13 protein-coding genes are annotated in these 13,511 nt (G+C 63.1%); 5 read left to right on the plus strand and 8 right to left on the minus strand.

What is annotated here, in order from left to right; all coding sequences use genetic code 11:
* The first annotated feature begins 5 nt into the window (after positions 1-5).
* Complete coding sequence (locus tag HMPREF2967_RS08090; RefSeq protein WP_070685974.1) at positions 6-356, plus strand: ArsR/SmtB family transcription factor; 351 nt, start codon at positions 6-8, stop codon at positions 354-356.
* 119 nt (positions 357-475) lie between these two features.
* Here HMPREF2967_RS08090 and ndk read toward each other — a convergent pair whose 3' ends face one another.
* Genes ndk through HMPREF2967_RS08120 form a run of 6 tightly spaced genes read right to left on the minus strand, consistent with a single transcriptional unit; the run spans position 476 to position 6,867 of the window.
* On the minus strand, positions 476-886 hold the full coding sequence (gene ndk / locus HMPREF2967_RS08095; protein ID WP_039676402.1) for a nucleoside-diphosphate kinase: 411 nt from the start codon (positions 884-886) through the stop codon (positions 476-478).
* A 59-nt stretch (positions 887-945) separates the two neighbouring features.
* Positions 946-1,257 (minus strand): hypothetical protein, encoded by a 312-nt coding sequence (locus HMPREF2967_RS08100; protein ID WP_070685976.1) that lies wholly within the window; start codon positions 1,255-1,257, stop codon positions 946-948.
* Between the two features lie 5 nt (positions 1,258-1,262).
* A complete protein-coding gene (locus HMPREF2967_RS08105; protein WP_232770784.1) occupies positions 1,263-2,147 on the minus strand; it encodes an alpha/beta hydrolase in 885 nt (294 codons plus the stop codon).
* 9 nt (positions 2,148-2,156) lie between these two features.
* A complete protein-coding gene (locus tag HMPREF2967_RS08110) occupies positions 2,157-2,603 on the minus strand; it encodes a DUF4233 domain-containing protein (protein WP_070685978.1) in 447 nt (148 codons plus the stop codon).
* Positions 2,600-4,129 (minus strand): bifunctional tetrahydrofolate synthase/dihydrofolate synthase, encoded by a 1,530-nt coding sequence (locus HMPREF2967_RS08115; RefSeq protein WP_070685980.1) that lies wholly within the window; start codon positions 4,127-4,129, stop codon positions 2,600-2,602. Before HMPREF2967_RS08115 ends, HMPREF2967_RS08110 begins: the two co-directional genes overlap by 4 nt.
* The gene (locus tag HMPREF2967_RS08120; protein WP_070685982.1) at positions 4,129-6,867 is read right to left on the minus strand and encodes a valine--tRNA ligase; all 2,739 of its coding nucleotides are present in this window, start codon (positions 6,865-6,867) and stop codon (positions 4,129-4,131) included. Before HMPREF2967_RS08120 ends, HMPREF2967_RS08115 begins: the two co-directional genes overlap by 1 nt.
* A gap of 57 nt (positions 6,868-6,924) precedes the next feature.
* Here HMPREF2967_RS08120 and panB point away from each other — a divergent pair, with 57 nt between their 5' ends.
* The gene (gene panB, locus HMPREF2967_RS08125) at positions 6,925-7,746 is read left to right on the plus strand and encodes a 3-methyl-2-oxobutanoate hydroxymethyltransferase (RefSeq protein ID WP_070565123.1); all 822 of its coding nucleotides are present in this window, start codon (positions 6,925-6,927) and stop codon (positions 7,744-7,746) included.
* A 10-nt stretch (positions 7,747-7,756) separates the two neighbouring features.
* Positions 7,757-8,578: a pantoate--beta-alanine ligase gene (gene panC, locus HMPREF2967_RS08130; protein ID WP_070685984.1), complete on the plus strand. Its 822-nt coding sequence runs from the start codon at positions 7,757-7,759 to the stop codon at positions 8,576-8,578.
* Here the strand turns inward: panC and HMPREF2967_RS08135 are convergent.
* Positions 8,575-9,537 (minus strand): malate dehydrogenase, encoded by a 963-nt coding sequence (locus HMPREF2967_RS08135; RefSeq protein ID WP_070685985.1) that lies wholly within the window; start codon positions 9,535-9,537, stop codon positions 8,575-8,577. The two genes, panC and HMPREF2967_RS08135, sit on opposite strands and share 4 nt — an antisense overlap.
* 175 nt (positions 9,538-9,712) lie before the next feature.
* On the opposite strand from HMPREF2967_RS08135, the gene HMPREF2967_RS08140 reads away from it, so the two are divergent.
* Complete coding sequence (locus HMPREF2967_RS08140; RefSeq protein WP_070519465.1) at positions 9,713-10,456, plus strand: TetR/AcrR family transcriptional regulator; 744 nt, start codon at positions 9,713-9,715, stop codon at positions 10,454-10,456.
* A 241-nt stretch (positions 10,457-10,697) separates the two neighbouring features.
* Here the strand turns inward: HMPREF2967_RS08140 and clpX are convergent, their stop codons facing one another.
* A complete protein-coding gene (gene clpX / locus HMPREF2967_RS08145; RefSeq protein WP_070519462.1) occupies positions 10,698-11,993 on the minus strand; it encodes an ATP-dependent Clp protease ATP-binding subunit ClpX in 1,296 nt (431 codons plus the stop codon).
* 198 nt (positions 11,994-12,191) lie between these two features.
* Between clpX and HMPREF2967_RS08150 the strand changes: the two genes are divergently transcribed.
* Complete coding sequence (locus tag HMPREF2967_RS08150; RefSeq protein ID WP_070519460.1) at positions 12,192-13,496, plus strand: MFS transporter; 1,305 nt, start codon at positions 12,192-12,194, stop codon at positions 13,494-13,496.
* The last annotated feature ends 15 nt before the right edge of the window (positions 13,497-13,511 follow it).

The following is a 13,511-nucleotide window of genomic DNA, read 5'->3' on the forward strand; positions in this document are numbered from 1 at the left end:
ATCGCATGGCTTCCTCTTCCACGCCCGAGACCAGCGCGCCCGGCACTAAGTGTTGCTCCTTAAGCACGGGCCCGCTCAGCGACGCCGAGGCGACGCATTTTTCGCAGCAATTCAAAGTGCTGGCAGACCCAGCCCGCCTGCGTCTTTTGTCCATCCTGTGCGATGAAGGCTGTGGGCCCATGAGCGTCACGGAACTCACCGAGCTCACTGCGCTGAGTCAGCCCACGGTCTCCCACCACCTAGCGCGCCTGCGGGAGGCCGGCTTGCTATCCAGACAGCAACGCGGCCGAACCGTCACCCATCAGGTGCACAAAGACGCCTTTATGGCATTGCGCACATTGCTCTCGTTCGACTAAGCCGCGCCCGGGCTACCTGCGCTCGAGCACACAGGACGGGTTCGGGTTAAGGGTCAGAAACGACAAAAGCCCGAGCGCTATGCTCGGGCCTTATTGCGCGCTAGGCGCGGTGAACTTCTTTAGAGGTTCGGGAACCAGATGGAGATCTCGCGCTCTGCGGACTCCGGGGAGTCGGAACCATGAACAACGTTCTCGCCAACGGTCAGGGCGAAGTCACCGCGGATGGTGCCCGGGGTGGCCTTCTCTACTGGGTGGGTGCCACCGGCCAACTGGCGCCATGCGGCAATCGCGGACTCGCCCTCGACGATGCCCGCCACCAGCGGTGCGGAGGTGATGAAGTCGACCAGCTCGCCGAAGAAAGGCTTGTCCTCGTGCTCGGCGTAGTGCTTCTTTGCGGTCTCCTCGTCGGCGACGCGCAGATCCATGGCGACGAGCTTCAGGCCCTTGCGTTCGATGCGGGAGATGATCTCGCCCACGTGGCCGTTCTTGACGCCATCCGGCTTGATGAGAATGAGTGTACGTTCAGTCATAGGGCACATAGTACAGAACAGGTGCTCCCTCGTCCTGACAGTGGGCCAAATTTTAAGCGCTACGTGAGGCGGCGCACGATTTCCTCCGCGCGCTCATGGCTCGTGCCACGAAACCACAACTGCACTTGGCGCACCGCCGTGCCGTATTGACCGCTCTCCAGCAGGCTTTTTAGCTCCTCGCGGTGCCACTCTTCCAGATCCGCAAACTCCACCGGCCGCTCGTCACGCTGCTGCTTGAGCATGCCGACGACGAGGAAAACGAAGGCCGGGATCAACAGTGCGAGCGGGAACGCGAAGCCTCCGAAATACAGCTTGGCCACGAGCGCGGCGATGCACAGCAGTGCGGAAAGACCGTAGAGCAGAAAGAGCATGACCGTTAGTCTAGCGCGTTGAGTGTCGACTGCAGCCAGACTCGAGAGCTCATGAGCAGGCGCTTTGCCGCCGCAGTATGGGGAGCCCACAGCTCGAAGGCATGCACGCCGCCTTCTACGACCTCACACTGTGTAGGCACACCAGCAGTTTTCAGGCGCTCGGCGTAATCCATAATCTCGCCGTAGAAAAGCTCGCTGCTGCCCGCATACAGCCACGCCGGCGGTAGCCCAGACAGATCCGCGCGGCGGCCGGGCACGGCATAAGGCGCGTCCGGATTACCGTCGACGTAGAAGCGCCAAGCCTGCGCGTTGGAATCTGCGTCCCAGATGGGGTTGCGGTCAGCGGATGCTGTGCGGTCATCGAGCATCGGGCAGAACAACCACTGTCCCGCTGGCTGAACCCCGCCTTCATCGTGGAGGCGCTGGCAGAGTGCTGCGGCCAGCCCTCCCCCGGCGCTCTGTCCGCCGATAACCACGCGCTCGGGACTGAACCCCAGCTCTTCCGCATGCGTGAGGAGCCAGTGGTGGGCCGAGTGGACGTCGTCAAGCGCAGCCGGATAAGGGTTCTCCTGGGCGAAGCGGTAATGAGGAGCCACGACCGTAACACCCACTTCCGCAGCGGTCTCCTTGAGATGCTTGACGTCTTGGCGCGGATGCCCCATGAGCAGCCCGCCCCCGTGGATCCACAGCACCGCGCCGCGCGGGTGCTCGGGCTCATAGATAGTGGCGTGGATGTCACCATTGTTCACGCGACGAGTGCGCACGCCCTGGATATAGGGCGCGGGCCAGAGCGCTGGCACGATGCGCCCGGCACGGCGGATGAGCGGATTAGTCGCATCGAATAGCGACATGACCGCCGCTCCCGCGCGCAGCTCCGGACGGATGTACACCGCAGCGACCTACTTCTCAGTCAGGTGCTGCGTGGTGAGGTAGCCGCGCTCCATGCGGGCGACGATCACCGAACGCATATAGGCCGCGAGTGCCCAGAGCAGGGCAAAGATGATGAAGATGGTTGCCACGGACCAGTGGACCATAAAACCGAGCACAATACCGATGACGTGGAGGACAATCTGCACCCCGACGATCCACGGCTTATTCATGAAGGGGAAGGACGCCAAGAGCAGCACCATAAAACCAATGACCACACCATAGTTGAACGGGGTCCACAGGGTGCCGTCATAAAGCTTGTACAGCATCGGCAGTGCGAGGACCAGGGTGATCAGCTCCATGGTGAGGGAGCTCGCCACCACCATGCCGCCGAACTGTTTGAGAGGATCCTTCGCCGGTGCCTGGCCCAAGCCCAGCGGGCCGATCTCATCCTCAGGGACGGGTTTGCGGGGGCTCATGCGGGTTCCTTTCCAAAGAGTGCGCGGGCGTCACCGGCAGTGACGACCGAGCCAGTAATCACGATGCCGGATCCGGACTGCACGTCGGCATCCTCCGCCAATTCAACGGCCTGGGTATAGGCACTGGGCAAGTCGGGTTCAACGTACACGCGCTCTTCGCCGAAGATATCGCGGGCCAGCTCCGCCAGCTCATAGGCATCGCGGGCGCGCGGGGAGGTGTTCTGCGTGATCACGACCTCCGTGAGGACCGACTCGAGGGCAGTGAGGATTCCGGTTGCATCCTTGTCCGTGAAGATGGACACCACGCCGATGAGTCGCGCGAAATCGAAGTCGCGGTCGAGGGCTGCGGCAAGGGCCTTCGCGCCGTGCGGGTTGTGGCAGGCGTCGAGGAAGGTCGTGGGGCTGGTGCGCACGCGCTCCAAACGGCCGGGGGAAATGGCCTTGGCAAAGCCGGTGCGCACTGAAGCAATGTCGAGCGGGTGGCCTGCCGACGCCCCGAAGAAAGCCTCCACCGCGGCCAAAGCCACGGCCGCGTTCTTGGCTTGGTGCTCGCCGTGCAGAGGCAGGAAGATGTCTTCGTACATCCCACCCAGGCCCTGGATGCTCAGCTGCTGGCCGCCCACTGCGATGCGCGATTCCAGTGCAGCGAATTCGGAGCCCGCGCGGGCCACGCCGGCCCCCACGTCCACAGTGCGCTGCAGCAGCACGCGCATGGCTTCCGGGTCTTGCTCCGCCAGGATGGCGATGTTCTCCCCCGGCGTGAGCACGTCCTCGGCATCGTGCTCGCGGGCCTTGATGATGCCGGCCTTCTCACCAGCAATCTCCGTAATAGTATCCCCGAGGTAGTCCGTGTGGTCGAGGCCAACCGGCATGACCACGGCTACCTCCGCGTTGACCACGTTCGTGGCATCCCACGTGCCGCCGAGGCCGACCTCAACCACGGCGACGTCGATAGGCGCATCGGCGAAGGCCGCGTAGGAAATACCCACGAGCACCTCGAAGGTGGACATGGGGATGTCGGAGCGGGAATCCACCATTTCCACATAGGGCTTGATTTCGCGCCAGATGCGCACGAAGTCGCGCGGGTGGATGGGGTGGCCGTCGATGCCGATGCGCTCGGTGACTAGCTGCAGGTGCGGGCTGGTGACGAGGCCTACCCGCCGATGGAAGGAGCGCAGCAGCGAATCGATCATGCGGGCGGTCGAGGACTTGCCGTTGGTGCCAGCGACCTGAATGACGTGGAAAGAACGCTCCGGATTGCCCAAGAGATCCATGAGCATCTCGATGCGCTCGAGGCTGGGCTCAATGATGGTCTCCGGGGCGCGCGCGTTGAGCTCCGCGGTCACCTGAGCCAGCTCCGCGAGCTCCTCCGGCGTGGCCTGCTCGGGCGCTGCCTCCTCGTAGTCATCCTCGCCGCCGAGGTTGAGTGTTAGGCCGGAGTCGGTGATTTCTACCGGCCCACCATCGGTGCCCTCCGCGATGGCATCGACGACCTCAAATTCCTCGCGGTCTTTCTCCTCCGCCACTACTTGAGCCCCTCCAGACGTGCGGTGATGCGCTCGACTTCTTCCTGGGCCACCTGCTGGCGAACGCGGATCTTCTCCACGACTGCCTCCGGTGCCTTGGACAGGAAGGCCTCGTTGCCCAGCTTCTTGCCGGTCTGGTCCAGCTCCTTCTGGGCCTTGGCCAAATCCTTCTCCAAGCGCTTGCGCTCAGCTTCCACGTCAACGGCGCCGGAGGTATCCAGTGTGACCTCGACGGTGGCCTGGGACAGGCGCACCTCGATGGAAGCGGAGGCGGTGAAGTCCTCGCCTGGCTCCGTGGTGTTGGCCAGGTTGCGGATGAGTCCCTCCTGCTCCTGCAGGTCGGCCGCGGCGAAGTCGAGGCGGCCCGGGACCTTCTGGGAAGGCTTGACGCCCTGATCGGAGCGGAAGCGGCGCAGCTCCGTGATGAGCTTGTCGGCGTCCTGAATGCGGCGGGCAGCCACCTCATCCTTCTCCGCGCCACCGTTGGTGTGCTCCTGGGCAGGCCACTGCGCGGTGACGATGGTCTCCCCACCAGTCAGAGCCTTCCACAGGACTTCGGTGACGAAAGGCATGGTCGGGTGCAGCAGGCGCAGGACCAGGTCGAGCACGCGGCCTAGAACGATCTGGGTTGTGCGTCCGGTGGCCTGCTCGTCGGCGCTCGCCGCATCGAAGTCGCGCGGGATCTGTGTCTTAGCAATCTCCAAGTACCAGTCACACAGTTCATCCCATACGAAGTGGTAGAGCAGCTCGTTGGCCTTGGCAAACTGGTAGTCATCCAGGTAGGAATCCACCTTGGCGCGGACCTCTTCGGAACGGTCGAGGATCCAGCGGTCGGCGTCGGTAAGCGCGTCACGTGCCGGCAGCTCAGCCACACCCGCGCCGTTCATGAGCGCGAACTTGGTGGCGTTGAAGAGCTTGGTGGCGAAGTTGCGGCCGGCAGCAGCGGCATCGACAGCCAGCGGCAGGTCCACGCCCGGGTTCGCGCCGCGGGCCAGGGTGAAGCGCAGTGCGTCCGCGCCATAGTCGCGCACCCAATCCATCGGGTCGATGCCGTTGCCCAGGGACTTCGACATCTTGCGGCCCTGCTCATCGCGCACCAGGCCGTGCAGGTAGATATCCGTGAACGGCACCTGCGGGCGGCCGTCCTTGCCCTCACCGAGCAGCTCCGGGGTGTGGGCGCCGGCGAAGGTGCCGAACATCATCATGCGGGCCACCCAGAAGAAGAGAATGTCATAGGCGGTGACCAGCACGTTCGTGGGGAAGAACTTCTCCAGATCGGCGGTCTTTTCCGGCCAGCCCATCGTGGAGAAAGGCCACAGCGCCGACGAGAACCAGGTGTCCAGAACGTCCGGGTCCTGGACGTAGCCTTCTGGGGCTTCCTCGTCGGGGCCGACGCAGACGATATCTCGCTGGCCGTCCTCGCCCTCCGGGCCGTACCAGATCGGGATGCGGTGGCCCCACCACAGCTGGCGGGAGATGCACCAATCGTGCATGTCATCGACCCACTCGAAGTAGCGCGGCTCCAGGGACTTCGGGTGGATGGTGGTATCGCCCTCGCGGACGGCGTCACCGGACATCTTCGCCATCTTCTCCACGGCCACGAACCACTGCAGGCTCAGGCGCGGCTCAATCGGCTCGCCGGAGCGCTCCGAGTGGCCCACGGAGTGGACGTAGGGGCGGATCTCCTTGACAATGCGGCCCTGCTCGCGCAGCGCCTCGCGGATCTCCACGCGGGCTTCTTCGCGGGTCAGGCCATCGAACTTCGTGCCGGTGTTCGCGATGTGGCCGGTGGTGTCCATGATGGTGGGCATGTCCAGGTCGTGGCGCAGGCCCATCGCGTAGTCATTCGGATCGTGCGCCGGGGTGATCTTCACGGCACCGGTACCGAATTCCATGTCCACGTAATCATCGGCGATGATCTTCAGGCTCAAATCATCGCGGAAGGGGTGCGGCAGCTCCTTACCCACCAGGTGGGCGTAACGCTCGTCATCGGGGTGGACGGCGATGGCGACGTCACCCAGCATCGTCTCCACACGGGTGGTGGCAACGATGAGGTGCGGTTCGTCGTCGTTCAGCGAGCCATAACGAATGGACACGAGCTCGCCCTCGACGTCCTTGTACACGACCTCGATATCGGACACCGCGGTCTCCAGCACCGGGGACCAGTTGACCAGACGGTTAGCCTGGTAGATCATGCCCTCGTCGTAGAGGGTCTTGAAGATGGTCTGCACGGCGCGGGAGAGGCCATCATCCAGGGTGAAGCGCTCGCGGGACCAGTCCACCGAGTCACCGATGGCGCGCATCTGGTTCTGGATGGTGCCACCGAATTCTTCCTTCCACTCCCAGACCTTGTTGATAAATTCCTCGCGCTCATAGTCCCAGCGCTTCTTGCCCTCCTGCTCACGCAGGCGGGCCTCCACCTTGGTCTGGGTAGCGATACCGGCGTGGTCAGCGCCCGGCAGCCACAGGGTGGCATAGCCCTGCATGCGCTTGCGGCGAATGATGGAGTCGATCAGAGTGTGGTCCAGGGCGTGGCCCATGTGCAGCTGGCCGGTGACGTTCGGCGGCGGCAGCACGATGGAATAAGGCTCCGCCTCCGAGGAAGCATCCGGGGTGAAGTAACCGGCGCTTACCCAGCCTTCGTAGAGGTCTTTCTCTACTGCCTGCGGCTCCCAGGACTTGGGAAGCTGGTCCGCGCGGTTGGTGCCAACGAGTTGCTCTTTATTCTGATCAGTCACCTGGCCAACTCTACCCTGTGCGTCAACTGGCACCAGCGCCGTGTCTAGAGTAAGGGCATGTCTCACAACCCTGGCCGCCGCGCCCGTCTCCGCACCCGCCATTTCGCCCGCTCTAAAGAAAACTCTCAGGCCTTCGCGTGCCTGACGAGCTATGACTGCATGACCGCCGAAATCTTCGATGAAGCCGGGGTAGATCTCCTGCTCGTCGGCGATTCCCTGGCCAATGTGGTCCTGGGCCGCGAAACCACGCTCTCGCTCACCTTGGATGAGATGATCCCCCTTGCCCGCGCGGTGGTTGCATCGACCTCCCGTGCCTTCGTGGTGGTGGACCTTCCCTTTGGCTCCTATGAGGACGGCCCCTCCCAGGCACTCGAGACCGCGGTGCGCGTCATGAAGGAAACCGGCGCGCAGGCCGTGAAGCTGGAGGGCGGTGCGGAGCGCGCACCGATTGTTGCCGCGCTTGTCGCCGCCGGCATCCCGGTCTGCGCCCACATTGGCTTTACGCCCCAGCAGGTCCACGCCTTGGGCGGCTTCGTGGTCCAAGGCCGGGGTGCCGGTGCGGAGAAGCTTCACGACGACGCCCGCGCCCTCGCCGAGGCCGGCGCTTTCGCCGTGGTGCTGGAGATGGTCCCGGCTGCCCTTGCTGAGCAGGTGACCAAGGAGCTGCCTATCCCCACCATTGGCATCGGCGCCGGCGCGCAGACCGACGGTCAGATTCTGGTGTGGACCGATGCCTTCGGCCTGGGCGGTCCCAAGGCGCCGCGTTTTGTGCGCCGCTACGCGAATCTGCGCGGCGCGCTGCTGGAGGGCGCGAAGGAATACGTGTCCGATGTAAACGAACGCTCCTTCCCCAACGCCGAGGAGTCCTTCGAGGACTAAGGTTTTGGCCATGAAGATCCTCACAACTAAATCTGAACTCCGTGCCTTCCGCGCGGCAGCGTCCGGCTCCGTGGGCTTGGTGCCCACGATGGGCGCGCTTCACGACGGCCACGCTTCCCTCATTCGCCGCGCCCGCGAAGACAACGACACCGTGGTGTGCTCGGTCTTTGTCAATCCCCTCCAGTTCACGGACCTGGGCGATTGCGAAGACTACCGCGCCTACCCGCGCACCCTCGACGCGGATGCCGCGCTGCTGGACTCATTGGGAGTCGATGCGGTCTTCGCCCCCAGCGTGGAGGAGATGTACCCGGGCGGTACCCCGCGGGTGTGGGTGCGCACGGGTGAGATGGGCTCGGTCTTGGAAGGCGCCTCGCGCCCCGGCCACTTCGACGGCGTGGCCACCGTGGTGAGCAAGCTGTTTCACCTTGTCACACCAGACCGCGCTTATTTTGGGCAAAAGGATGCGCAGCAAGTAGCCATCATCCGCCGCCTAGTGGCGGATCTCGATGTGCCGCTGGACATCATCAGCGTGCCCATCGTGCGCGCAACGGACGGCGTCGCCGAATCCAGCCGCAATGCGCGCCTCAGTGCCGCCGAGCGTGAGCAGGCGGTCGCCCTATCCCAGGCGCTCTTCGCGCTGCAGGATGGCGCCTCACGTGAAGAAGCCGAGGCCCAGCTCACCTCCTCCCCCGGTGTGACGGTGGATTACCTCACCGTGGTGGACCCGGCCACCCTCGAGCCCGTAGATGTACAACACCGGCCCGCCTTGGCGCTGGTTGCAGCGCAGGTGGGGCCGGTGCGGCTCATCGATAACTTGGTGCTGGAAGCTTAGCCCTTCAGCAGGTGGGCTACGGCCTCACGCTCCTCACGCAGCTCCTGCACGGAAGCCTCGATGCGCTCCTTCTGGAAATCGCTGAGCTCCAGACCTTGGACGATTTCCCACTTTCCGTCGCGGGAGACGGTGGGGAAACCTGCGACGAGGCCCTCGTCCACGCCATAGGAGCCATCCGAAACGATGGCGGCGGTGCGCCAATCCTCGGTGCCATGGATCCAATCGTGCATGTGATCTACCGCGGCAGATGCTGCGGAGGCTGCCGAGGAGCGGCCACGCACAGCGATGATCTCGGCGCCGCGCTTGGCCACCTTCGGAATCATCTCCTCCTTGTACCAGGTCTCATCTACCTCGGCGTTGGAGTAGGTCAGGTCCGGGAACTGGGAGGCGGAGTGGTTGCCCCAAACGGCAACCTTGGTCAGCTCCGCGGTGGGCACGCCCGTCTTGAGGGACACCTGGCTCAGCGTGCGGTTGTGGTCCAGACGCATGAGCGCGCTGAACTGGCTCGGGTCCAGGTCCGGAGCACTGTTCGCGGCGATGTAGGCGTTGGTGTTGGCCGGGTTACCCACGACGAGGACGCAGACGTCGCGCGCAGCGACGTCATTCAGCGCCTTGCCCTGCACGGTGAAGATGGCGCCGTTGGCCTCCAGCAGGTCAGCGCGCTCCATACCCTTGGTGCGCGGACGGGAGCCCACGAGGAAAGCGGCCTTGGTGTCCTTGAAGGCCACCTCCGGATCATCGGTGACGGTAATGCCGCGAAGGAGCGGGAAGGCGGAGTCATTAAGTTCCATGGCCACGCCCTCAGCGGCACCAACGGCGTCCGGGATTTCCAGCAATGCGAGTTCAACTGGAGTGTCCTTGCCATAGACATCGCCGGCAGCGATGCGCCACAGCAGGGAGTACGCGATGTTGCCGGCTGCGCCGGTCACGGTGATCTTGACGGGTTGAGAAGCAGTCATGTGTGAATCCTTTCGGCTGGGTACTCACTTCCCCACCCTAGTCCCGTTTTTCGCCCCCATGGGGTGTGATTTTACCCCCGAAAGATGCGAGTTCTTTGCACTTGAACTCCATGGCCGTCTTTTTTCGGCATAGTGGACAACTGTACGCATATTCATCGACTAGACGGGACTTTCCATGAGCACTGAGACTGCAACGGTCGACTCCGGCTCTGTTGAGCACGTGATCGATGTTGCGATAGCGCAGTTTTCTGAGCACGGTTATGCCGATACCAAGCTCGAAACCGTGTCGAAGCTGTCTGGAATGTCCAAGCGCATGATCCATTACTACTTCGGGGATAAAAAGGGCCTCTACCAGCAGGCATTGGCTGCAGCTGCCCAGCGGCTCAACCCTCCGGAGGGCAGCTTGGAAATCAATTCCGCGGTCCCGGTAGAGGGCGTGCGCACTTTGGTGGACTGGATGTTCCGCCAGCACGTGGACAACCCGGAGGCCATCCGGATGCTGACGATGGAGTCCTCTCACAGTGTGCTGGAGTCCTCGCACGCGCTTGTCGACGTTTCAGCGATCTCCCTCCACCTCGACAGGCTGCTTATGCTGGGCCAAGATTCCGGCGCCTTCCGCCCGGGCATTTCTGCGAACGATATCTTCACTCTGATTTCGGCGCTGACGATGTACCGGGTGACAAATCACGCGATGATGAGCAATCTGCTCGACATCGATATGCACACCCACAACAACACCGAGGGTCTGCACCGCATGGCCGTCGATGCCGTGCTGGCCTTCCTCACGGCGAACATCCCCGACATTGGCTTTGAGTCCTACCTCAAGCAGAACGAGACCGAGCTGGAAGCCGAATCCGCGCCCTTGGACGTCTACTCCACCGAGGACGAAGGCGACGTGTCCCGGGACCTCTACGAGTAGAACCCTCTTCCCAGCACCAGGCGGGCAATGAAACCACAGTAAAGGAACCATTTACCCGCCGGCCCGTGCATAATCCCAGGTCACGATCTCGCGCCATAGCTAAATGGTCCCACTCATCTGGTTCCTTTGCCCCCCAGCACGAAGATGGCATCTGACAGACGGCGTTTTTAGGCCTGAAAACGCCTTTTAGACAGCGCAAGAGGCATCTTCAGCCGTGAAGATGCCTCTTATAAGATGCCGTTTAGGCGGATTCCTTCGCCTCATCCGAGTACACGAACTCCGGCTCGCCGCCGTCAGTCACGCAGTCCTGCGTGATGTGGACGCTGGCAATGTCCTCGCGGTCCGGGAGGTCATACATGATGGGAACGAGCAGCTCCTCCATGATGGCGCGCAGGCCACGGGCACCGGTCTTGCGCTCGAGTGCTAGCTCGGCGATTGCCTCCAGCGCCGCATCCTCAAAGTGCAGCTCCGCACCATCCATGCTGAACAGGCGCTGGTACTGCTTGACCAGGGAGTTCTTCGGTTCCACCAGTACCTTAACCAGCGATTCGCGGTCCAGGTTATCCACCGTGGCCACAACTGGCAGGCGGCCGATGAATTCCGGGATGAGGCCGAACTTCACCAAGTCCTCTGGGCGCACCTGGGAGAAGAAGTCGACGGATTCCTTCTCATCCTTGGTCTCCAGCTTGGCGCCGAAGCCCACGCCCTTCTTGCCCACGCGCTCCGAAATCACCTTGTCCAAGCCCGCGAAAGCACCGGCCACGATGAAGAGGATGTTCGTCGTGTCCAGCTGGATGAACTCCTGATTCGGGTGCTTGCGCCCGCCCTGCGGCGGAATGGCCGCCACGGTTCCCTCGAGGATCTTCAGCAGCGCCTGCTGCACGCCCTCACCGGACACATCGCGGGTAATCGAGGGGTTCTCCGACTTGCGGGAGATCTTGTCCACCTCATCGACGTAAATGATGCCGTGCTGCGCGCGCTCCACATCAAAGTCCGCAGCCTGCAGCAGCTTGAGCAGGATGTTCTCAACATCCTCGCCCACGTAACCGGCCTCGGTCAGGCTCGTGGCATCCGCGATGGCAAAGGGGACGTCGAGCAAACGCGCCAGGGTCTGCGCCAGGTAGGTCTTGCCGGAGCCCGTCGGGCCCAGCATCAGGATGTTGGATTTGGCAATCTCCACTTCTTCATCCTGCGTCTTCTTCCGACGACCTTCCAAGCCCGCGGCTTCCTCAGCCTTAATGCGCTTGTAGTGGTTGTACACAGCCACCGACAACACGCGCTTGGCCTGGTCTTGGCCGATGACATACTTATCCAGAAAAGCCGAAATCTCCGAAGGACGCGGAAGGCGCATTTCCTTCTCTTCGTTCGCCTCAGCCTGAGCCGCGCCGAGCTCCTCCTCGATGATTTCGTTGCAGAGCTCGATGCACTCGTCACAGATGTAGACGCCGCCGCCGGCGATAAGCTTCTTCACCTGCTTCTGGCTCTTTCCACAGAAGGAACACTTGAGCAGGTCAGCGCTTTCTTGCATACGTGCCATGAAGGCCTTTCAACTCTTTTCTCTGGGGTTGGGTGGAGCGATTTTACCGCAGTCTATTCCACTCTAGTAAACCGCCCAGACCCGAGCGCTATTCCTCGCGCGGCGGCGCGCCACTGAATTTAAAACGGCAGTTAATGGACATAGACAGAGCGGTTCACTAACTTACATCGAAACCTCTCCATCAGCAGAAAGACTTTCATGGATATCCGCGAACTCATCGACCGCTCCCCCATGGGCGCGCGCCAGTGGCTCATCATCGCCATCGCCCTCTTCCTCAACGCTCTCGACGGCTACGACATGGTGGCCATGGCCTTCGGCGCCGGACCTGTCAGCGAAGAGTTCGCCTTGTCCGATTCCTCCCTAGGCTGGCTCCTCTCCGCCGCGCTCATCGGTATCGGCCTCGGCTCTTTCTTTCTCGCGCCGCTAGCTGACCGCCTCGGGCGCACCACGCTGATTACCGTCTCACTCATCATCGACCTCGTCGGCCTCATTCTCACCACCCTCGCGCCAACGTTCAGCCTTCTCCTCATCTTCCGCCTCATCACCGGCATTGGCGTCGGCGGCGTCCTCGTCTGCGTCACCGTCCTCGTCAGCGAGTATTCCAACCTGCGCTTCCGCGGACTGGCCGTCGCCATCTACGCCTCCGGCTACGGCCTTGGCGCCTCCTTCTGCGGTGTTATCGCATCAACCTTCGATAGCTGGCAGCCCATCTTCTGGGTCGGCGCAGCACTCACCGTCGTGGCCCTTCTCCTCACGGTTGCTGTCGTCCCCGAGTCCGCCGACTTCCTCGCCGCCCGCGGCCGCATGGACGCCGTGCGCACCATCACCGCCAAACTCGGCCTCAAGGGCGAGGTCAGCGTCCGTCCCCGCACCAGCCACAAGGCGTCCTACACGGACCTCATCTCCCCACAGTTCCTGCGCACCTCCATCAAGCTCTGGCTGGCGTTCAGCTTCATCATGTTTGCTTACAACTTCACCTCACAGTGGACCCCGAAGCTGCTTACCGCCGAGGGCCTGACCGCCCAGCAAGGCATCATCGGCGGCATCATGCTCTCCTTCGGCGGGGCTATCGGCGCCATCCTCTTCGGCCTATTTACCACGCGCATCGACGCCCGCCCGCTGCTCATCGCCTTCTGTCTTGTCTCCTCTGTCGTCCTCGTCGGCTTCATCAACTCCACCGCCGTGCCCACCCTCATGTTTGCCCTCGGTGTCGGCGTAGGCCTTAGCCTCAACGCCTGCATCTCCGGCCTCTATACCGTCACCCCAGAGGCCTACCCTTCCGCACTGCGCACCACGGGAACGGGCGCCGCCATCGGCATCGCCCGCGTCGGCGCCACCCTCGCGCCTATCCTGGCCGGCTACCTCCTCGAAACAGGCTGGACCCCGACGGGCCTCTACACCCTCGCTGGTGTTACCGCGGTGCTGGCCGCGCTCTCCCTCATCGGCGTGCGTGCCTACACGGCGACCACAAAGCACAGCACGCCACAACCGGTAGCGGCCTAGGCTGGGACTCAGAGC

It is taken from the genome of Corynebacterium sp. HMSC059E07 (assembly GCF_001814395.1).
Classification (GTDB): Bacteria; Actinomycetota; Actinomycetes; order Mycobacteriales; family Mycobacteriaceae; genus Corynebacterium; species Corynebacterium hesseae.